The organism is Pseudomonas sp. PB101 (assembly GCF_009764265.1).
Classification (GTDB): Bacteria; Pseudomonadota; Gammaproteobacteria; order Pseudomonadales; family Pseudomonadaceae; genus Aquipseudomonas.
In genome coordinates this window covers 64,860-84,251 of the sequence record NZ_RWIR01000065.1, presented here as the reverse complement: position 1 = coordinate 84,251, position 19,392 = coordinate 64,860, and the positions used below count along the sequence as shown (strand labels likewise).

The following is a 19,392-nucleotide window of genomic DNA, read 5'->3' as shown; positions in this document are numbered from 1 at the left end:
TATAGCGCCGCGTCAGTTCAGGTAAGGGGACCAGGAAGGTTCTCTGACTTCGCCTTGTGCGGTAGGAAGCGGGAGCCTTACGCGTCCATTGATGGACACGAGCATCAAGACTCCCCGGCCCTGCTGGCGGGTGGCGTAGATTACCATGGTGCCGTTGGGCGCAACAGTAGGCGACTCGTCCAGAGTGCTATCAGTGAGGATTTTTACGCTACCGCGCTGCAAATCCTGGGCCGCCACCTTGAAATTGGTGAATCCATCCTGACGGTGAATCATGACAAGCGTCTTTTCATCAGCCGACAATTTAGGGTTGGCGTTGTAGTTGCCGACGAAAGTCACGCGTTCGGCACCGCCACCACCTGCACTGGTCTTGTAGATCTGCGGTTTGCCGCCACGGTCGGACGTGAAGTAGATGGTCGAGCCATCCTTGCCCCAGAACGGTTCGGTGTTGATGCCGGGACCGTTGGTGACGCGGGTGATCTGACGCGAGCCCAGGTTCATCACGTAGATGTCCGGGTTGCCGTCCTTGGACAGCACGAACGCCAGGCGATTGCCATCCGGCGACCAGGCCGGTGCACCGTTCAGGCCTTCGAAGTTGGTGATCTGCTCACGGCGACCGGTGTCGATGTTCTGCATGAAGATACGCGGACGCTTCTGCTCGAAGGAGACATAAGCGATGCGCTTGCCATCCGGTGCGAAACGCGGCGACAGGATCGGCTCGCGCGATTGCAGCAGGGTCACGGCGCGGGCACCGTCGTAGTCCGAACGCTGCAGGGTGTAGCGAGTGTTGTTCTCGGAGAAACGCTCGGCCGTTACGTACAGCAGGCGAGTCGAGAAGGCACCCTTGATACCCGTGAGTTTTTCGAACGACTGGTCAGAGATGTAGTGCGCCATGTCGCGCAACTGATCGACGCCGCCCGACACGCTGCCGGTCAGCACTTGCTGCTCGGTGGCGACGTTGAACAATGCGTATTGCACCTGCAGGCGACCGCCCGCCGGAACAATGCTGCCGACCATGACGTACTGGGCACCCAGCGCCTTGAAGTCACGGAAGATGATTTCGCTGGCCTGGCTCGGCTGGCTGATCATGTTCTGCTTTGGAAGCGGCGAGTAGTAACCCGAGTTGCGCAGGTCGTTACCGATGATTTCCGCCATGTCGTCCGGCAGCACGCTACCGCCCTGGAAACCGAACGGCACTACTGCGATCGGAGTCGCCCGATCGCTGCCGCTGGTGACCAGAATGTTTTTCTCATCGGCCATCGCCATGCCTGCCAGGCAGCAGATGGCGACGAGCATTCCTCGAAGAAGGTTTCTCACAAGGCTAGATCCTCAGGTGTGAATGTCATCTTGAATGAACGATACGGAGCGAAATCACTCGGCTTCATTCCCTGCATTTCTGTCAAACGTCCAATATTCTTCACCGCGGCAACAGCCGATGCGTCGAACGGACCGTCGCCACTGGACTTGGACACGCTGACCGAAGTCACCGTACCGTCCGGCAACATGCCGATTTGCAACACGACCGTCATGCCTTTGCGTGCCGAAGGTGGACGAGCCCAGCCTTCCGCTGCACGCGCACGAATCAGGTCATCGAAACTGCCGGCGACTTCGTCACCCTGCTCATCGGCCAAGGCCTGCTGACGCTGCGGCGTGTCGGAAAGCAAATCTGCCAGGGCCTGGGCCTTTTTGTCTTCGGCGGATTTACGTGCCGCGTCCTGCGATTTCTTCTTCGCAGCATCGGCGGCAGCTTTCTTCTTCGCTTCGTCGGCGACTTTCTTCTTCGCCTCTTCAGCCTCGGCTTTCTTCTTGGCGTCTTCCGCGGCTTTCTTCTTCGCGTCTTCGACGATCTTTTTCTTGGCTTCTTCAGCGGCCGCTTTCTTGGCCTCTTCTTCAGCAGCCTTCTTGGCTTCTTCTTCAGCTTTCTTCTTGGCTATATCAGCCAATTGTTTCTCTTCTGCCTTCTTGGCTTCCGCGGTTTTCTTCGCGTCGTCGGCTTTCTTGGCTTCATCAGCCTTTTTCGCCTCGTCCGCTTTCTTCGCCTCGTCGGCCTTCTTGGCTTCCTCGGCCTTTTGAGCCGCCTCTTCTTTCTTTTGTTCCGCAGCCTTCACCGCTTCCTGCTCGACCTTTTTCTGCTCCATCTGCTCGACTTCGGTCTGACGCGCAGCAGATTTCTGCGCTTCACCGGCAATCTTCTGATTGGTCTGGGTGGTCGCCCGACTTTTCGATTTCAGCTGGTACAAGGTCGCCTGGACAATCGGCTTGGCCGGCGGCAGTTCCGGGGTAAAGGCAAAACTGACGAACAGCATGCCGAACACCAGCACGTGCAAGCCAATCGCCCAGACACTAGGCCAGAAGTAGCTTTCCGAGGCGGACGGCTCTCGCTGTTGCTGCATCAGGGCGCCTCGGTAATCAAGCCAACATTACCGACCCCGGCTTTCTGCAACCCGCCCATCGCGCCCATGACGGAGCCGTAGTCGACGGTCTTGTCGCCGCGAATGAAGACCTGGGTACGCTTGCCGCCTTCGTTGCCGACGCGAATGATCTTGGTCACCGCGTCAGTCATCTGCGGCAGGGTCATGGCCCGATCCTGCTGCTTCTCGGTGTCGACTTCGCTGCCGAGATTCCAGTAGTAGGTCTTGTCGGATTTGATGGAAATGGTCAGGACCTGGGTGTTGTTGTCCTGCGGCAAGGCTTCGCTGGAAACCTTGGGCAGATCAACTTTCACGCCCTGATTGAGCATCGGCGCGGTCACCATGAAGATGACCAGCAGCACCAACATCACGTCGATGTAGGGCACCACGTTCATCTCGGCGACCGGCTTGCGCTTTTTGCGAGCTCGAGCGATTAAAGCCATTGGAAATTACCTGCTTATTCTTCGCTGGTGTGCACTTTGCGGTGCAGGATCGCCTGGAATTCGTCGGCGAAGGTGTAGTAGCGGCCCAGCAGGGTTTCGCTGCGAGCAGCAAAACGGTTGTAAGCGATAACGGCTGGAATGGCGGCGAACAGACCGATGGCCGTGGCGATCAGTGCTTCGGCGATACCCGGGGCCACAGTGGCCAGGGTCGCTTGCTGGGCAGTCGCCAGACCGCGGAAGGAGTTCATGATCCCCCAGACGGTACCGAACAGGCCGATGTACGGGCTGACGGAACCGACGGTGGCCAGGAAAGGCAGGCTCTGCTCGAGCTTTTCTTCTTCGCGGGAGATGGCCACGCGCATGGCGCGGGCCACACCTTCCATGACCGCTTCCGGATCAACGCCTGGCTGCTGGCGCAGACGGGAGAATTCCTTGAAACCGGCACGGAAGATTTGCTCGACGCCCGAATCAGGGTCCGGGTTGCTGCCGGCCTGACGGTACAGCTTGGACAGGTCGATACCCGACCAGAAGCGCTCTTCAAAGCTCTCCAGGGCACGTCGACCGGCGCGCAGCAGGTTGCTGCGCTGAAAGATCATGATCCACGAGGTCACCGATGCGGCTACCAGGATCAGCATTACCAGTTGCACCACGATACTGGCATTGCTGACCAGGCTCCACATGGAGGAATGGTCGACGACGTTAGCTTCCACGCTTTATCTCCTGCTTTGAGTGTGTACCCGCGCCGCTCACGTCGGCAAAGGCCGCTCGTAGAGCTTCGGGAATGGCCCGGGGTTTTAAACTTTCAGTGCGCACACAGGCCACCAGAAACTGCCCTTCGCAGAGCAGCGCATCATCCGTAGCCCGCCTGACCTGCTGCTTGAAGCGCAGGCTGACACGGTTCAATTCGATTACTTCAGCGCTTACCAGCAGTTCGTCGTCCAGTCGCGCCGGCGCGTGGTAGCGCGCTTCGCTGGAATGCACGACGAACAACAGGTCCTCCCCGGCAAGCGCAGATTGGGCAAAGCCCAGCTCTCGTAGCCGCTCGGTTCGAGCCCGTTCCATAAACTTGAGGTAATTAACGTAATACACGATGCCGCCCGCATCGGTGTCCTCGTAATAAACGCGACAACGATGTGCGAAAGGCTCAAGCCCGTTTTGCGCGCGCATACTCTAGTGCTTACTCCTCGGGTTGCCAATCCGGCCAGGCAACTGTTTTTCATTGTTCTGCGGCTTTCTCGCGAAAGTACGGTCCTAGGACAGCACAATGCCCGAAAAATCAGCCCGCAAAAGTTAATTAATCGTCCACGGCATCGAGAAACTCGTCTACCACGGGCATCTCGCCCAATCGTGACGGAATGTTTAAGCCGAAATGCAGGTAGGCGTGCCGCGTCACCACTCGCCCGCGAGGGGTGCGCATGATGTAGCCCTGCTGAATCAGGTAAGGCTCCAGCACGTCTTCAATGGTATGACGCTCTTCGCTGATGGCGGCGGCCAGGCTGTCGACCCCGACCGGCCCGCCGTCGAACTTCTCGATCATGGTCAGCAACAGACGCCGGTCCTGGTGATCGAAGCCGCGCTCGTCGACATCGAGCAGGTTCAGCGCCAGGTCGGCAATCGGCTTGGTGATATGCCCCTTGGCGCGAACTTCGGCGAAGTCACGCACCCGGCGCAGCAGTCGGTTGGCAATGCGTGGAGTGCCACGGGCACGGCGGGCGATTTCGAAGGCGCCTTCCGGGTCCAGCGGCAAACCGAGGATGCTCGCCGAACGACTGACAATCGTCGACAGGTCGGCGGTATTGTAGAACTCAAGACGCTGAACGATGCCGAAACGGTCGCGCAACGGGTTGGTGAGCATCCCCGCCCGGGTCGTTGCGCCGACCAGGGTGAAAGGCGGCAGATCCAGCTTGATCGAACGCGCGGCCGGCCCTTCGCCGATCATGATGTCGAGCTGGAAATCTTCCATGGCCGGGTACAGCACTTCTTCAACGATGGGCGACAGGCGATGGATTTCGTCGATAAACAGCACATCGTGAGGTTCAAGGTTGGTCAACAGTGCCGCCAGGTCACCGGGGCGCTCCAGCACCGGACCCGAGGTGCTCTTGATCGACACCCCCATTTCCTGGGCGATGATGTTGGCGAGGGTCGTCTTGCCAAGACCGGGCGGCCCGAAGATCAGCGTGTGATCCAGGGACTCGTTACGACCGCGAGCGGCCTGAATGAATAACTCCATCTGCTCGCGAACGGTCGGCTGGCCAATGTATTCCGCCAGGCTGACCGGGCGAATCGCCCGGTCCTGGACTTCTTCGCGCTCACGCGGGCTGTGCGTGGCGGCGATCAGACGATCAGCTTCAATCACTTAGATCATTCCCTTCAAGGCGCGGCGGATCATGTCTTCACTGCTCAAACCTTTCTCCTTGATCGCAGACACCGCCTTGCTGGCTTCCTGGGGTTTGTAGCCCAGGGAGATCAAGGCGCTGACGGCGTCACTTTCGGCAGTGTTCACCGGGGCCGGTCCATCCGGCTGGTTCGGCACCAGGGCGAACATGGCCGGTACGGTTTCCCAGGCCTTGAAGCGATCCTTGAGCTCGACCAGCAAACGCTCTGCGGTTTTCTTGCCGACACCTGGCACCTTGGTCAGCGCCGAAGTGTCCTGAGACTGCACGCAGCGGACCAGCTCGTCGACTTCCAGGCTCGACATCAAGGCCAGCGCCAGTTTCGGCCCGACACCATTGAGACGGATCAGCTCGCGAAAAAAGTCGCGCTCACGTTTGCCGACAAAACCATAGAGTAGTTGCGCGTCTTCGCGCACGACCAAATGGGTGTGCAAGGTCAGCGGCTCACCGACCGACGGCAAGCGGTACAGGGTCGTCATGGGCACTTCGAGTTCATAGCCCAGGCCGTTTACATCCAGAATCAGATGCGGAGGCTGCTTCTCAGCCAGGGTGCCGCGCAAACGTCCAATCACGTTACAAATCCTTGAGCGTTGGCCAGCTCTGGGCCAGCGACTGACAGAGCGAGGGAATGGCGCCGACAACCGGGGCGAAACGTCCCCGCTCCATGAAATTGATTGCTGATGCTATCAGAGACGCAGGCGACCGCCACGACTGCGTGCAGCTCCCAGACCATGGGGCAGCAGGCTGGAACGGGTGTGAGCGTGGCAAATGGCAATGGCCAGGGCGTCCGAGGCATCGATCTGCGGTTTGCTGGTCAGCTTGAGCATGTGCATGACCATCATCTGCACCTGCTCCTTGTTGGCGGCGCCGGTGCCGACCACCGCCTGCTTGACCTGGGTCGCGGAGTATTCGGCAATTTCCAGGTTTTCTTCCGCGCCCGCCACAATGGCGGCGCCGCGGGCCTGCCCCAGTTTCAGGGCGGAATCGGCGTTGCGGGCCATGAACACCTTTTCGATCCCCATGGTCACCGGATGGTAGGTCTGAATGATCTCCCGCACCCCGCGATAGACAATCTGCAGTCGCTCATGCAGCTCGCCGGCACCGGTGCGGATACAACCGGAGGCGACGTACTCACAGCCACGGCCGGTATCACGAACCACACCGTAACCGGTGATGCGAGAACCGGGGTCGATACCAAGAATTAAAGTCATAACGCCTGCGGAGTCAGTAAATGCACGAATTTCAATACAGCAAATAAACAATGTGGGAGCTGGCTTGCCAGCGATGACGGAGTGTCAGGCACCATCATTGTTCGATGTGCCGACGCCATCGCTGGCAAGCCAGCTCCCACAGTGGATCCTGGTTGCCCTTAACCGAGCTGTGCGGCCACCGACTCCGGAATCTCCGCGTTGGAATAGACGTTCTGCACGTCGTCCAGGTCTTCGAGCATGTCGATCAGCTTGAGGACTTTCTCGGCGCCTTCCAGATCCAGTTCGGCACTGGTGGTCGGCAGCATGACGATTTCGGCGTCATCGCCCTTGAAACCGGCCGCTTCCAGCGCGTTACGCACGGAGTAGAACCCGGAGAACGAGGTGAATACGTCGATGGAACCGTCTTCGTTGGTCACCACGTCATCGGCGTCAGCTTCCATGGCCGCTTCCATCAGCGCGTCTTCGTCAACGCCGGCAGCGAAGGAGATCTGCCCCTTGCGTTCGAACAGATAGGCCACCGAACCGTCAGTCCCGAGGTTGCCACCGCACTTGCTGAACGCGTGACGAACCGCAGCTGCGGTGCGATTACGGTTGTCGGTCATGCACTCGACCATGACCGCCACGCCGCCAGGGCCGTAACCTTCGTAGGTCAGTTCGACCATGTCGTCGGTATCGGCTGCACCAGCGCCACGGGCAACTGCCCGATCAATGATATCGCGACTCATGTTCGCGCCAAGGGCCTTGTCCAACGCCAGGCGCAGACGCGGGTTGGAACCTGGATCACCGCCACCCTGACGGGCCGCGACAGTCAGCTCACGAATCCACTTGGTGAAAATCTTGCCTTTTTTGGCATCCTGACGTTCTTTGCGGTGCTTGATGTTCGCCCACTTGGAATGACCTGCCATAACTCGCTCCGAATTCTCTTTGAAACATTGCCCGCCACGCTATTTCGCGCCGGCCGGCAAACAAAAAACCTTGAACAGCGCTATCTATAAAGAAAGGGCGCATCCGCGGATGCGCCCTTCAGGTCAGCCTTACTCGGCCTTGGGCGTTTCGCGCAGGCGAATGTGCAATTCGCGCAATGCCTTGGCATCCACCTGGCCCGGTGCCTGAGTCATGACGTCCGCCGCGCTCTGGGTTTTCGGGAAAGCGATCACTTCACGGATCGACTGGGCGCCGGTCATCAGCATCACCAGGCGGTCCAGACCGAAGGCCAGGCCACCGTGCGGCGGTGCGCCGTACTTCAGGGCGTCGAGCAGGAAGCCGAACTTCTCTTCCTGTTCCGCTTCGTTGATGCCCAGCAGGCGGAAGACCGCTTGTTGCATCTCTTTGCGGTGGATTCGAATCGAACCGCCGCCCAACTCGGTGCCGTTCAACACCATGTCGTAGGCACGGGACAGAGCGCCCGCCGGGTTGGCTTCCAACTCCGCCGGGGAGCACTTCGGCGCGGTGAACGGGTGGTGCAAGGCGCTGAAGCTGCCGTCGTCGTTCTCCTCGAACATCGGGAAGTCAACGACCCACATCGGAGCCCATTCGCAGGTCAGCAGGCTCAGGTCGTGGCCGAGCTTGATGCGCAGTGCGCCCAACGCTTCGCTGACGATCTTGGCCTTGTCGGCGCCGAAGAACACGATGTCGCCATCGACTGCACCCACGCGATCGAGGATCACGTTCAGGTTGGCCTCAGGGATGTTCTTCACGATCGGCGATTGCAGACCGTCAACACCGGCAGCGCGCTCGTTGACCTTGATGTACGCCAGGCCCTTGGCACCGTAGATGCCGACGAACTTGGTGTAGTCGTCGATCTGCTTGCGCGGCATGCTCGCCCCGCCTGGAACGCGCAAGGCGGCGATGCGGCATTTCGGATCGTTGGCCGGACCGCTGAACACCTTGAAGTCGACTTCCTTGAGCTGATCGGCCACATCCACCAGTTCCAGCGGGTTACGCAGGTCTGGCTTGTCGGAACCGTAGCGGCGCATGGCTTCTTCGAAGGTCATGTGCGGGAATTCGCCGAACTCCAGACCCAGCACTTCCTTGAACAGGTTGCGGATCATTTGCTCGGTCAGGCCCATGATCTCTTTTTCATCGAGGAAGCTGGTCTCGATGTCGATCTGGGTGAATTCCGGCTGGCGGTCGGCACGCAGGTCTTCGTCACGGAAGCACTTGGCGATCTGGTAGTAACGGTCGAAGCCGGCCACCATCAGCAGTTGCTTGAACAGCTGCGGCGATTGCGGCAGGGCGAAGAACGAACCGGCGTGAGTACGGCTCGGCACCAGGTAGTCGCGCGCGCCTTCCGGAGTAGCACGGGTCAGGATCGGGGTTTCTACGTCGAGGAAGCCGTTTTCGTCCAGGAAGCGACGGATGCTGGTGGTCATGCGCGAACGCAGGCGCAGCTTCTCGGCCATTTCCGGACGACGCAGGTCGAGGAAGCGATAACGCAGGCGGGTTTCTTCGCCGACGTCGGAGAACTCGTTCAACGGGAACGGCGGGGTTTCCGATTCGTTCAGCACTTCCAGCTCGTAGCCGAGGACTTCGATCATGCCCGACGCCATGTTGGCGTTGGTCGCACCGGCCGGACGCAGGCGAACCTTGCCGGTGATCTTCACGACGTACTCGCTGCGCACGCGGTCGGCGGCGGCGAAGGTTTCAGCGCGGTCCGGATCGAACACGACCTGGGCCAGACCATCACGATCACGGATATCGAGGAAAATCACCCCACCGTGGTCACGGCGACGGTGAACCCATCCGCAAAGGGTAATTTCCTGGCCGTCCAGGCTTTCGTTCAGTTGGCCGCAATAATGGCTGCGCATCATGGTCGTGGTTTCACTTCTCGTAATTCGAAATTCGGTTGGAGGCCCTGGGCACATCCGCTGGGGGATGCTGCAAGAACTCGCGCGTGTCGTTCAATTCAGGTCCAGGACCTTAGTCAGCTTTGTCGCCGCCGGCCAGGTTCTTCTTGGAACCGGTCTTGAAATCTGTTTCGTACCAACCCGTGCCGCTGAGGCGAAAGCCCGGCATGGACAGCAACTTTTTAAGCTCTGGCGCCTGACAGGCAGGGCAGTCGACCAGCGGTGCATCGCTGATCTTTTGAATGGCTTCCAACTGATGACCACAGGAAGCACATTGATAATCGTACATCGGCATGGAGGTTGTCTCGGCGATCAGATTGCTACCGCACACGCAAGGTTTCGCGGCAAAGAGCGGGATTATATCCATTAAATGCGGCCTGTGCAGCCGTAAGACTGCACAGACCGACACTCTGCTGTTTTCGCCGCCCCGACTAGGCCGTGACGATGCAACCCCCTTCCTTGAGACTGTGCACGACACAGACAACCCGCACCAATCCGCTGAAATTCCTTACGCCACCATGACGCAAGTGAACTTCGCGATCCACATGGGATAGCAGGCTACTGACCGAGCAACCGTTGACCCTGGCCATCTCCGCCAAAATATCCCAATAAACCTGCTCGAGCCGCAAACAGGTGGCAAAGCCATTCAATCGTACGGAGCGGGACAGGGGCCGGGCCAATCCCATATCGAACTCGCGAACGAACGGATCGACCCTGACATCCTTGTGCGAACCGTATCGCCCTTCTGCCTGCCTTTCATAAACCATAACGCTGACACTCCTTTGCCATTCTGGTTTGTTTAAAAGCTGTCCGTCGACTTATAAAAACGCAGAAACAAAGGTATATCCAGATGACTTGATGACCCACGGCGTAGGATAAGCCAACAACTTTTGGCAGACCCCGGAGAACGTCCTACTCCGGACTATCTCCCACGCAACAACGTGAAACGCCCTTCAGAAGCACGGCAGTGAATGGCGTAGGAAACAGGGCGCGAAGAACACTTCAGGTGTCATCCGCGCACGCAAGTGTTACTGATCGAGCAGAGCGCGAAGCATCCACGCGGTTTTTTCATGCACCTGCATACGCTGGGTAAGCAAGTCCGCCGTGGGTTCATCGCTGACCTTGTCGAGCAAAGGGAAAATCCCCCGCGCCGTCCGGGTGACGGCTTCCTGCCCCTCGACCAATTGCCTGATCATGTCTTCGGCAGCCGGCACACCCACCTCTTCCTTGATGGAAGACAGCCGCGCGTAGACGGAATAGGCACCGGGCGCGGGAAACCCGAGGGCGCGAATGCGTTCGGCAATCGAATCGACCGCCAGGGCCAGTTCGGTGTATTGCTCTTCGAACATCAGGTGCAGCGTTCGAAACATCGGCCCGGTGACGTTCCAATGGAAATTATGGGTTTTCAAATAAAGTACGTAGGTGTCCGACAGCAGGCGCGAAAGCCCGTCGACGATGGACTTGCGGTCCTCTTCACTGATACCGATATCGATTGCCATGTTTTTCCCCTAAAGGTGATGAATTTCAGCCAACAGGTGCCCACCCACTCTAGCAAGCCTGCCGCCTTGTCGCAGCCCCGCAACTTCGCGCAACCTGCGACAAATCACCGCCAAAGAGCCGCCGGACGCCCTGATTTGAGTAGCCTGCGGCTTTGCTGTTAAATAGACGGCGTGTCGCCAGTGCCTATTTTTCCGGGCATGGCGCATAGGCTGATACCGGGCACGTGTCCAACGCCTCTTTATTGTCATGAAGCGAACCGTGCGTCATCAGCTCTTCCTTGTGAGCTGTCTTAACGTGAGTTAATCAAAATGTTGAAAATCGTCCATCTGCTGATAGGCACAGCGGCCTTGCTGCTGTCGTTCATCCCTGGCCTGCACCCTGAAGCCCTGCCTTACCTGCAACAACCTGACGCGCTGTACCTGGCCTTTTTCGGCCTGCTCAACCTCACACTTGCACCTGTCATCCCTTACTGGAACAAAGGTCCGCGCCACCAACTGCAGAACCTGGTCAGCGCCCTGCTGGTTCTGGCCGTAGTCCTGCAAACCCTGACGCTGATCGCACCGATGCCTGTCATCGCCGGTCAACCTGCCGTTCTGTTCAGCCTGGTCGCAGCCGTGGTCGCTGTCGCCCTGCACCTGGGCATCAGCTTCTACAAATCGTCACCTGCCGCCGCCTCGCCTGGCTACGACATGAGCAACCGTGATACCGGCACCGTCAAATGGTTCAACACGTCCAAGGGCTTCGGCTTCATTTCCCGCGACTCCGGCGACGATATTTTCGTGCACTTCCGAGCCATTCGCGGTGAAGGCCACCGCGTCCTGGTAGAAGGCCAGCGCGTGGAGTTCTCTGTCATGAATCGTGACAAGGGCCTGCAAGCCGAAGATGTGATCGCCGCACTGCCGCGCCGCTGATTCAAGGCTAAAAAAAACCGCGCACAGCCTGGGCTGTCCGCGGTTTTTTCATGCCTGCATTTTGCTCAATAGTGCGGTGGTGGCGCGTCTTCTTCGAACGACTCGAACTGGCCGACCATTTCCTCCTGCCGCTTGAGCAGCGCGGCCATTTGTAGCTGAAGACGCTCGACCACCCGCTGCTGCGCGACCAGCACGTCATTCAAGGTCTGGATGGTGTCATCCTGAAAGGCCAGGCGGCTTTCGAGATCGGTAACGCGTTCTTCCAGGCTCATGGTTCAGCCCTCCAGAAACGTAAAATCATCGGTCAATATCAGGCGTAAACGTTCGCCAATGGCGGCAATCTGCTCCGAACTGTAGGGTTTTGCCGGCTGCTTACCCCAAACCGGCGCTGGCCAGGCGGCATCTTCGCGCTTGCGCACAATCACATGCATGTGCAACTGACTGACGACATTGCCCAGCGCCGCAACATTCAGCTTGTCCGCATCGAACGAGTCCTTGAGCATTTGCGAAAGCGCCGTCGTCTCCTGCCACAGCTGCTGCTGGTCTGCGACATCCAACTGAAATATCTCACTGATAGCCTCACGACGAGGTACCAGGATGAACCAGGGATAGTTCGAGTCGTTGGACAGCAGCAACCGGCAGAGCGGAAAGTCCCCGATCGGTAACGTGTCTTGTTGAAGTCGTGGATCTAGAGCGAACACTGCGCGTACTCCCGCCGGGTCATCATTTTTCAGCTTAGTGCCCATCCACAGGGGCGGCGCACCAAGCGACCGGACGGCAGCATACCTGTGAACGGCGCGCGCTTCACGACCAACCTTGCCCAGAGGCCGAGAGCGCCTACGAAAAGCGGATAACCGCCCCCGAATGAGACACCCTTCACCGTCACGCACCATTACAGAACTGGTCAACCGACAGAACACGCCGAAATGACTGATTAACAACGAAGAGTTCGCGCCGGGCACATGATCAACAGAGATAGATTCATCACAAGGCTAAAATTTTTTGCACCAAAATCGCACGGTGGGTCTACGCTGAACGCTTCGATATCCGCCATTTACTCACTGGCGGGGTGAACGGGTAACATTTTTGCTTGCCAGGCAGTCGAGCAGTACGACGCAACATGAAGCCAGGCAAGGCGTCAACCCCCAAACCAGAGGCGCTTGAACCCCCGTTTTCACGAGGTTTTCACAAAGTCAGGCAGTCGATTGAAAAAAAAGCGTAGCAAAATCCGAGTTTGCGCACGCTTATTGCATTGATACCCAACATCACCTGAGTGGCACCCGCTGGAAGCGGAGGCCTTCAGGCAAAAAAAGACAGTGGCAAGGTAGCCCGATGGAGATTCAAGCGTTTCACCAGGACTCTTTTTACCGACACCAAGGCACAGAAACAGCATTAAAGTTGTCAGCCCGGTTGCGTCGGAGCTCGAAATTTGCGACATCTACCTTGCTGTTTGCGACAGGGTCGTAAAGAACGCGAAAGGTTAGATACGCAAGTATCGCCAACATTGTCGGCGTGATATAAGTTTGCGCCGACACAAAAAGAAAGAGCCGCCCAGATAATAAATCAGGTGGGACGGCAGTACTCTTCTAAAACCAAAGGAGCAAATCACGATGCGCGTGATGAAGTGGAGCATGATCGCACTGGCAGTTGCAGCAGCAGCCAGTACCCAATTGGCTACGGCCGCCCCTTTCGTAAGTGACCAGGCTGAAGCCAAAGGTATTGTTGAAGACAGCACGCTGAACTTGCTGGTTCGCAACTACTACTTCAACCGTGATAACAAAGATGGCGGCAACGACCAGAAAGACTGGACCCAAGGTATTTGGGGCAACTTCAGCTCCGGTTACACCCAAGGCCTGATCGGTGTTGGCGTTGACGCTTTCGGTTACCTGGCGATCAAACTGGACGGCGGTGATGGCACCGGCGGCACCGGCAACATGAGCCGCGACGCCGATGGCGAAGTTAACGACAGCCAGGGCAAAGCCGGCGGCGCCGTTAAATTCCGCGTATCGAAAACCGAGCTGAAAGTCGGCGACATGCAGCCAAGCACTGCTCCAGTGTTCGCTGTTGGCGGTTCCCGTATCCTTCCTCAAACTGCCAGCGGCATCCAGCTGCAGAGCAGCGAAGTCAAAGACCTTGACCTCGAAGCCGGTCACTTCTACTCGGCCACCAGCCAGGACCGCAACGCTCGTGACGGCGGCCTGTTTGCAACCTACGCTGGCGTAGAAGCCAACTCCATCGACTACTTCGGTGGTAAATACGGCATCACCGACAACCTGTCGGCCTCGCTGTACGGCGCCAAGCTGGAAGACATCTGGAACCAGTACTACGCCAACCTGAACTACACCATCCCGCTGGGCGGCGACGAGTCGCTGAACCTGGACGGTAACATCTACAACACCAAAGACACTGGTGATGCCAAAGCGGGCGAGATCAGCAACACCGCTTACTCCCTGGCTGCCGCTTTCTCGTTCATGAAAGCACACACCATCACCCTCGCCTTCCAGAAGGTTAACGGTGACACTCCGTTCGACTACATCGGTGTGGGCAAAAACAACCGCGGCGGCGACTCGATCTTCCTCGCCAACTCCATCCAGTACTCTGACTTCAACGCCCCTGGCGAGAAGTCGGCTCAGGTTCGCTACGACCTGAAAATGGCTGAGTACGGCGTTCCAGGTCTGAGCTTCATGACCCGTTACGTGAAAGGTTGGGACATCGACGGCACCAACGCTCCAGTTGGCGGCGCTTACGAAGGCATCTACGGTGCTGACGGCAAGCACAACGAAACCAACTTCGAAGCCAAGTACGTTGTTCAGTCTGGCCCGGCAAAAGACCTGTCCTTCCGTATTCGTCAAGCATGGCACTTCGCTAACGCTGACGAAGGTGAAGGCGACGTGAAAGAGTTCCGTTTCATCGTCGACTACCCGCTGTCGGTTTTGTAATCGCATCCAGTTAGTTTGCGGTAACAAAAAAAGGCCCATCTTCGGATGGGCCTTTTTTGTTGCCTGTACAAATTGCTCAATTATTGAACAATCTTCATACATGCCTGACCGAAAAGTCAGACATGTAATGCATGAGCTATCACTGCACTGCGGATTCCTGAACCACGCGAATAACCCGCTGTGGAAATGGAATATCGATGCCGGCCTGTCTCAGGTGATCACGGGACAGTTCGTTGAACATGAACATCACATCCCAATAATCCGCTGTCTTCACCCAGACACGCAGGGAAACAGTGATAGAACTGTCGCCCAATGTCGAAATGACTGCCTGAGGTGCCGGGTCAGTCAATACACGCGGGTCTTTGGCCAACTCCAGCAACACTTCTCGGGCTTTCTGCAAATCCGCTTCGTAATCGACGCCTACATCAAACACGACTTTGCGGGTCGGCTGGCGATTGGTATTGGTGATGATGCCGTTCGACAGATTACCGTTGGGCACTATGATGGTTTTGTTGTCACCGGTGCGCAGTACGGTATGAAAAATCTGGATGCTGTCGACGGTGCCAGCGATCCCCTGTGCCTCGATCCAGTCACCGATACGAAACGGACGGAACAGCAAAATCAGCACGCCACCGGCGAAGTTCGCCAGGCTGCCCTGCAAGGCCAGGCCAATGGCCAGACCTGCCGCACCAATCGCGGCGACAAACGAAGTGGTTTCCACTCCGATCATCGAGGCCACGCTGACGATCAGCAGGATCTTGAGGATGATGTTCGCCAGGCTGCTGATAAAGCCTTGCAGCGCCAGGTCGGCATTACGCAATGCAATCAGGCCGCCGAGCTTTTTCGTGACTTTGTTGATCAACCACCAGCCGATGGCCAGGGTGATGACCGCCAGCAGTACACGGCTGCCGTACTCCATGATCATCGGGATCCAGGTTTGGGATACCTTGACCAGGTTGTCTACCTCAGCATTTAAGTCCATCTGCGTTCTCCTTTTCTCCGGCTATCCGGCATGCGTAAAAAAAGCGGCAGAAAGATCGAACCGTGACGGGCTCAATCGTTTCTGCCGTTGTCTGGGCCTCCGACGCCGAAAACGCCAGGAGGTTCCCGCTTTCAAGGTCAGTCGCGGAAGTTGTTGAACTGCAGCGGCATACCGAATTCCTTGGCCCGCAGCGCAGCAATGGCTTCTTGCAGGTCGTCACGCTTCTTGCCGGTAATACGCACCTGCTCGCCCTGAATGGCCGCCTGCACCTTGAGCTTGGCATCCTTGACGTGAGCGACGATCTTCTTCGCCATTTCCTTGTCGATGCCTTCCTTGAGCACGGCTTCCTGCTTCATCAGCTTGCCCGAGGCGAACGCATCCTTGACTTCAAGGCACTGCACGTCGATTTTGCGCTTGACCAGCGCCAGCTTGAGGATCTCAATCATCGCTTCGAGCTGGAAATCCGCTTCGGCGGTCAGGTTGACGGTCAGGTCTTTTTCCTTGAACTCGAAGCTGCCTTTGCCTTTCAGGTCATAACGACGATCGAGTTCCTTGACGGCGTTCTCGACCGCGTTGGTGACTTCGTGTTTGTCCAGTTCGGATACCACGTCGAACGACGGCATGTAATCTCTCCAAATTTAAAGGCGCACTGATGGAGCACGCCTGGCTTGCGGTTAAAATCCGCGCTGATTATAACGGGTCTTTCCCATCATTCACTGCGAGCTGCCGATGCACGCCATAAACAGAGCAAAAAGCTGATGTCTACCACCTGGCATGTTTTGGGCGCCGGCAGCCTCGGTACTTTATGGGCGACACGCCTGGCACGGGCTGGCGTGCCGGTCAGGCTGATCCTGCGGGACACCGCGAGACTGCAAGCCTATGAGGCCGCCGGTGGTTTGACACTGGTGGAACACGGCGAGGCGCAACGCTATGCCGTGCCCGCCGAGACCGCCGACAGCACACAACCGATCAACCGCCTGCTGGTGGCGTGCAAAGCCTACGATACCGAAAGCGCGGTGGCCCGACTGGCACCACGCCTGGCCCCGGGCGCCGAGCTGATCCTGTTGCAAAATGGCCTGGGCAGTCAGGACGCAGTGGCCGCCCAGGTTCCGCAGGCACGCTGCATCTATGCATCGAGCACCGAAGGCGCCTTTCGCGATGGCGATGGGCGCGTGGTGTTCGCCGGGCATGGCTTCACCTGGCTGGGTGATGCCAGCCATCCGGTCGCGCCGATCTGGCTCGACGACCTGAGCGCTGCCGGCATCCCCCACGAGTGGAGCACCGAAATCCTGACCCGGTTGTGGCGCAAACTGGCCCTCAACTGTGCGATCAATCCGCTGACTGTGCTGCACGACTGCCGCAACGGCGGGTTACAGCAACATCACTGTGAAGTCGCCACCCTGTGCGATGAACTTGTGGAATTGCTCGAGCGTTGCGGTCAGCCGGCGGCGGCCGAAAACCTGCAGCAGGAAGTCGAACGGGTGATTCACGCCACCGCCGCCAACTACTCCTCCATGCATCAGGACGTCAGCAGTCAGCGTCGCACGGAAATCAGCTATCTGCTGGGCTATGCCTGCAAGGTGGCCGCGCGCCATCAACTGAACCTGCCTCACCTCAAGCAGCTTGAATCGAGGTTGATTGCCCGCCTGCAAAGCCTTGGATTGCCCAGCGACTGAGCAGCGGCTACGCTGGCCACTTGTTCCTTATTTGCGATGAATCCGATGCCATTGCGCCAGCGCCTGGAAAACCTGCCCGTCGGCCAGAAACTGCTGGCCGCCCTGCTGGTACTGATGGTCACCGTTTTGCTGGTTGCCAACCTGACCTTTATCAGCGCCGCGTACTACATTTCCCAGGAAAGCATGGCGCCACAAGCCCTGCAGACCATCGGCCGGCTGGTATCCAATCCGAGCCTGGCCTCCGAAGCCCTGGCGTCGCCACAAAGCGCCGAGCGCCTGCTGAACGAACTCAACAGCTATTCACCGTTGCGCGCGGCAGCCTTGTATGACGGCAAGGGCGAGCAATTGGCGCAATTGCAGCACGGCGACAATCTGAAACTGCCGAAGCGTTTCCGGCATATCGAAGACTGGCAGGCCACCGAGTTCCGCACCAACCAGGTCATCACCCTGCCCCGCCCCGGCTCTGCACCGGGGCATTTGCTGTTGGTCGCCAGCAGTGAACTGCCAGTGGCGTTCTACACCGGCACTTTGACGGCCAGCCTGGGCATTTTAATCTTCAGTGTGCTGCTGTGGTTGATCATCGCCCGTCAGATCAAGCGCCTGATTACCCGGCCGATCCACCAACTCGAAGAGTTGTCCCGGCAGGTCACCCGTGAAGAAAACTACGCACTGCGCGCTTCGCGAGGCAACCACGACGAAATCGGCAGCCTCGCCGAGGCGTTCAACACCATGCTCTCGCGGATCGAGGCCCGGGAGCAGCAACTCAAGCGGGCCCGGGACGACTCCCAGGCAGCCTACGACCAGGCCCAGGGGCTGGCGGAAGAAACCCGCCACACCAACCGCAAACTGGAGCTCGAGGTCCAGGTGCGCAGCAAGATCGAGAAAAAGCTCACCGGTTTCCAGAACTACCTCAACAGCATCATCGACTCCATGCCATCGGCGCTGATCGCCCTCGACGAACAGCTCTATGTGACGCAGTGGAACCAGGAAGCCAGCGCCCTGTCCGGCACACGCCTGGACGAAGCCCTGAACCAGCCCATCTTCCTCGCCTTCGAACCGCTCAAGCCGTTTTTGCCGCAACTCAAGCAAACGGTCGAACAGCATACGGTCGCAAAAATCGAACGCGTCACCTGGCTCAAGGATGATGAACCTCGCCACTATGCCCTGACGTTCTATCCGTTGATGGGCGGTGCCGGGCGCGGTGTGGTGATCCGGATCGACGACATCACCCAGCGCCTGTCCCTGGAAGAGATGATGGTGCAGTCGGAGAAAATGCTTTCGGTGGGTGGTCTTGCCGCCGGCATGGCTCACGAGATCAACAACCCGCTAGGGGCGATCCTGCACAACGTGCAGAACATTCGCCGACGCCTGTCCTCCGACCTGCCAAAGAACCTGGAAGTGGCCGAGCACGCCGGCATCGAACTGGCGACGGTCAACCAGTACCTGCAAATCCGCGAGGTGCCGCAGTTGCTCGACGGCATCCAGCAAGCCGGCGCCCGAGCCGCCAAAATCGTTACCCACATGCTCAGTTTCAGCCGTCGCAGCACCCGTCAGATGGCCCCGTGCGACCTGCCAGCCCTGATCGATCAGGCGGTGGAAATCGCCGGCAACGATTTCGACCTGGCGATCGGCTTCGACTTCAAGGGCCAGGCCATCATTCGCCAGTTCGATCCAGCCCTTGGACCGGTCCCCGGCACCGCCAACGAACTGGAGCAGGTGCTGCTCAACCTGTTGAAAAACGCCGCGCAGGCCATTCACCAGCGCGAAGACGACAGCGAACCGGGGCGGATCATTCTGCGCACCAGGCTGAATCCGCCGTGGGCGGAAATTCAGGTCGAAGACAACGGCATCGGCATGAGCGAGAGCGTGCGCAAACGCACTTTCGAGCCGTTCTTCACCACCAAGGAAATCGGCCAGGGCACCGGGCTTGGGCTGTCGGTGTCGTACTTCATCATCACCAATAACCACAAGGGGCAGATGGAAGTGCAATCGACCCGGGGCCAAGGCACCTGCTTCACCTTGCGCCTGCCCCTGGCAAGCACACCACCCGTCTCGCAAGAACTCAATCTGCTATCGAGGTAAC

At 58.5% G+C, this 19,392-nt stretch carries 21 protein-coding genes; 4 read left to right on the top strand and 17 right to left on the bottom strand.

Annotated elements, in window-relative coordinates; all coding sequences use genetic code 11:
* Positions 1-12: 12 nt before the first annotated feature.
* The 13 genes from tolB to EI969_RS19850 form a co-directional block, all read right to left on the bottom strand.
* Positions 13-1,293, bottom strand: coding sequence for a Tol-Pal system beta propeller repeat protein TolB (tolB, locus tag EI969_RS19910; protein WP_178120754.1), 1,281 nt, complete (start codon positions 1,291-1,293; stop codon positions 13-15).
* 17 nt (positions 1,294-1,310) lie between these two features.
* The gene (tolA, locus tag EI969_RS19905) at positions 1,311-2,390 is read right to left on the bottom strand and encodes a cell envelope integrity protein TolA (RefSeq protein WP_160389295.1); all 1,080 of its coding nucleotides are present in this window, start codon (positions 2,388-2,390) and stop codon (positions 1,311-1,313) included.
* Positions 2,390-2,842 carry a protein TolR gene (gene tolR / locus EI969_RS19900; RefSeq protein ID WP_160389304.1) on the bottom strand — a complete coding sequence of 151 codons (453 nt, stop codon included), beginning with the start codon at positions 2,840-2,842 and terminating at the stop codon, positions 2,390-2,392. Before tolR ends, tolA begins: the two co-directional genes overlap by 1 nt.
* Before the next feature lie 23 nt (positions 2,843-2,865).
* A complete protein-coding gene (tolQ, locus tag EI969_RS19895) occupies positions 2,866-3,561 on the bottom strand; it encodes a protein TolQ (RefSeq protein ID WP_008147369.1) in 696 nt (231 codons plus the stop codon).
* Positions 3,551-4,018, bottom strand: a complete 468-nt coding sequence (gene ybgC / locus EI969_RS19890) for a tol-pal system-associated acyl-CoA thioesterase (RefSeq protein ID WP_160389294.1) — start codon at positions 4,016-4,018, stop codon at positions 3,551-3,553. The genes tolQ and ybgC overlap by 11 nt, the downstream gene beginning before the upstream one ends.
* Before the next feature lie 127 nt (positions 4,019-4,145).
* A complete protein-coding gene (ruvB, locus tag EI969_RS19885) occupies positions 4,146-5,207 on the bottom strand; it encodes a Holliday junction branch migration DNA helicase RuvB (RefSeq protein ID WP_160389293.1) in 1,062 nt (353 codons plus the stop codon).
* On the bottom strand, positions 5,208-5,816 hold the full coding sequence (gene ruvA / locus EI969_RS19880) for a Holliday junction branch migration protein RuvA (RefSeq protein ID WP_110660727.1): 609 nt from the start codon (positions 5,814-5,816) through the stop codon (positions 5,208-5,210).
* A gap of 114 nt (positions 5,817-5,930) precedes the next feature.
* Positions 5,931-6,455 carry a crossover junction endodeoxyribonuclease RuvC gene (gene ruvC, locus EI969_RS19875; RefSeq protein ID WP_046042207.1) on the bottom strand — a complete coding sequence of 175 codons (525 nt, stop codon included), beginning with the start codon at positions 6,453-6,455 and terminating at the stop codon, positions 5,931-5,933.
* 158 nt (positions 6,456-6,613) lie between these two features.
* Positions 6,614-7,360 (bottom strand): YebC/PmpR family DNA-binding transcriptional regulator, encoded by a 747-nt coding sequence (locus tag EI969_RS19870; protein WP_150717232.1) that lies wholly within the window; start codon positions 7,358-7,360, stop codon positions 6,614-6,616.
* A gap of 129 nt (positions 7,361-7,489) precedes the next feature.
* Positions 7,490-9,265, bottom strand: a complete 1,776-nt coding sequence (gene aspS / locus EI969_RS19865) for an aspartate--tRNA ligase (protein WP_160389292.1) — start codon at positions 9,263-9,265, stop codon at positions 7,490-7,492.
* 109 nt (positions 9,266-9,374) lie between these two features.
* Positions 9,375-9,596 carry an FmdB family zinc ribbon protein gene (locus EI969_RS19860; RefSeq protein WP_032829812.1) on the bottom strand — a complete coding sequence of 74 codons (222 nt, stop codon included), beginning with the start codon at positions 9,594-9,596 and terminating at the stop codon, positions 9,375-9,377.
* A 136-nt stretch (positions 9,597-9,732) separates the two neighbouring features.
* Positions 9,733-10,068, bottom strand: a complete 336-nt coding sequence (locus tag EI969_RS19855; RefSeq protein ID WP_150717230.1) for a ribbon-helix-helix domain-containing protein — start codon at positions 10,066-10,068, stop codon at positions 9,733-9,735.
* Between the two features lie 261 nt (positions 10,069-10,329).
* The gene (locus EI969_RS19850) at positions 10,330-10,800 is read right to left on the bottom strand and encodes a Dps family protein (protein WP_103397513.1); all 471 of its coding nucleotides are present in this window, start codon (positions 10,798-10,800) and stop codon (positions 10,330-10,332) included.
* A gap of 309 nt (positions 10,801-11,109) precedes the next feature.
* On the opposite strand from EI969_RS19850, the gene EI969_RS30815 reads away from it, so the two are divergent.
* A complete protein-coding gene (locus tag EI969_RS30815; protein ID WP_160389291.1) occupies positions 11,110-11,712 on the top strand; it encodes a cold-shock protein in 603 nt (200 codons plus the stop codon).
* A 65-nt stretch (positions 11,713-11,777) separates the two neighbouring features.
* On the opposite strand, the gene EI969_RS19840 is transcribed toward EI969_RS30815, so the two are convergent.
* Positions 11,778-11,984: a SlyX family protein gene (locus EI969_RS19840; protein ID WP_160389290.1), complete on the bottom strand. Its 207-nt coding sequence runs from the start codon at positions 11,982-11,984 to the stop codon at positions 11,778-11,780.
* Positions 11,985-11,987: 3 nt separating this feature from the next.
* Complete coding sequence (locus EI969_RS19835; RefSeq protein ID WP_160389289.1) at positions 11,988-12,413, bottom strand: HIT domain-containing protein; 426 nt, start codon at positions 12,411-12,413, stop codon at positions 11,988-11,990.
* A 909-nt stretch (positions 12,414-13,322) separates the two neighbouring features.
* Here EI969_RS19835 and EI969_RS19830 point away from each other — a divergent pair.
* A complete protein-coding gene (locus EI969_RS19830) occupies positions 13,323-14,651 on the top strand; it encodes an OprD family porin (RefSeq protein WP_160389288.1) in 1,329 nt (442 codons plus the stop codon).
* A 139-nt stretch (positions 14,652-14,790) separates the two neighbouring features.
* Here the strand turns inward: EI969_RS19830 and EI969_RS19825 are convergent, their stop codons facing one another.
* Both EI969_RS19825 and EI969_RS19820 read right to left on the bottom strand, forming a co-directional pair.
* Positions 14,791-15,633 (bottom strand): mechanosensitive ion channel family protein, encoded by an 843-nt coding sequence (locus EI969_RS19825; protein WP_160389287.1) that lies wholly within the window; start codon positions 15,631-15,633, stop codon positions 14,791-14,793.
* A 137-nt stretch (positions 15,634-15,770) separates the two neighbouring features.
* Positions 15,771-16,256: a YajQ family cyclic di-GMP-binding protein gene (locus tag EI969_RS19820; RefSeq protein ID WP_060539637.1), complete on the bottom strand. Its 486-nt coding sequence runs from the start codon at positions 16,254-16,256 to the stop codon at positions 15,771-15,773.
* Between the two features lie 135 nt (positions 16,257-16,391).
* Here EI969_RS19820 and EI969_RS19815 point away from each other — a divergent pair, with 135 nt between their 5' ends.
* Positions 16,392-17,309 carry a putative 2-dehydropantoate 2-reductase gene (locus tag EI969_RS19815; protein ID WP_160389286.1) on the top strand — a complete coding sequence of 306 codons (918 nt, stop codon included), beginning with the start codon at positions 16,392-16,394 and terminating at the stop codon, positions 17,307-17,309.
* Positions 17,310-17,354: 45 nt separating this feature from the next.
* Positions 17,355-19,391, top strand: a complete 2,037-nt coding sequence (locus tag EI969_RS19810) for a PAS domain-containing sensor histidine kinase (RefSeq protein WP_160389285.1) — start codon at positions 17,355-17,357, stop codon at positions 19,389-19,391.
* Position 19,392: the final 1 nt, after the last annotated feature.

Excerpts from the sequence above, each read along its gene's own strand:
- tolB (WP_178120754.1), bottom strand. The coding sequence starts at position 1,293 with ATGCTCGTCGCCATCTGCTGCCTGGCAGGCATGGCGATGGCCGATGAG.
- tolA (WP_160389295.1), bottom strand. The coding sequence starts at position 2,390 with ATGCAGCAACAGCGAGAGCCGTCCGCCTCGGAAAGCTACTTCTGGCCT.
- ybgC (WP_160389294.1), bottom strand. The coding sequence starts at position 4,018 with ATGCGCGCGCAAAACGGGCTTGAGCCTTTCGCACATCGTTGTCGCGTT.
- ruvC (WP_046042207.1), bottom strand. The coding sequence starts at position 6,455 with ATGACTTTAATTCTTGGTATCGACCCCGGTTCTCGCATCACCGGTTAC.
- EI969_RS19870 (WP_150717232.1), bottom strand. The coding sequence starts at position 7,360 with ATGGCAGGTCATTCCAAGTGGGCGAACATCAAGCACCGCAAAGAACGT.
- aspS (WP_160389292.1), bottom strand. The coding sequence starts at position 9,265 with ATGATGCGCAGCCATTATTGCGGCCAACTGAACGAAAGCCTGGACGGC.
- EI969_RS19860 (WP_032829812.1), bottom strand. The coding sequence starts at position 9,596 with ATGCCGATGTACGATTATCAATGTGCTTCCTGTGGTCATCAGTTGGAA.
- EI969_RS19855 (WP_150717230.1), bottom strand. The coding sequence starts at position 10,068 with ATGGTTTATGAAAGGCAGGCAGAAGGGCGATACGGTTCGCACAAGGAT.
- EI969_RS19850 (WP_103397513.1), bottom strand. The coding sequence starts at position 10,800 with ATGGCAATCGATATCGGTATCAGTGAAGAGGACCGCAAGTCCATCGTC.
- EI969_RS30815 (WP_160389291.1), top strand. The coding sequence starts at position 11,110 with ATGTTGAAAATCGTCCATCTGCTGATAGGCACAGCGGCCTTGCTGCTG.
- EI969_RS19840 (WP_160389290.1), bottom strand. The coding sequence starts at position 11,984 with ATGAGCCTGGAAGAACGCGTTACCGATCTCGAAAGCCGCCTGGCCTTT.
- EI969_RS19830 (WP_160389288.1), top strand. The coding sequence starts at position 13,323 with ATGCGCGTGATGAAGTGGAGCATGATCGCACTGGCAGTTGCAGCAGCA.
- EI969_RS19825 (WP_160389287.1), bottom strand. The coding sequence starts at position 15,633 with ATGGACTTAAATGCTGAGGTAGACAACCTGGTCAAGGTATCCCAAACC.
- EI969_RS19820 (WP_060539637.1), bottom strand. The coding sequence starts at position 16,256 with ATGCCGTCGTTCGACGTGGTATCCGAACTGGACAAACACGAAGTCACC.
- EI969_RS19815 (WP_160389286.1), top strand. The coding sequence starts at position 16,392 with ATGTCTACCACCTGGCATGTTTTGGGCGCCGGCAGCCTCGGTACTTTA.
- EI969_RS19810 (WP_160389285.1), top strand. The coding sequence starts at position 17,355 with ATGCCATTGCGCCAGCGCCTGGAAAACCTGCCCGTCGGCCAGAAACTG.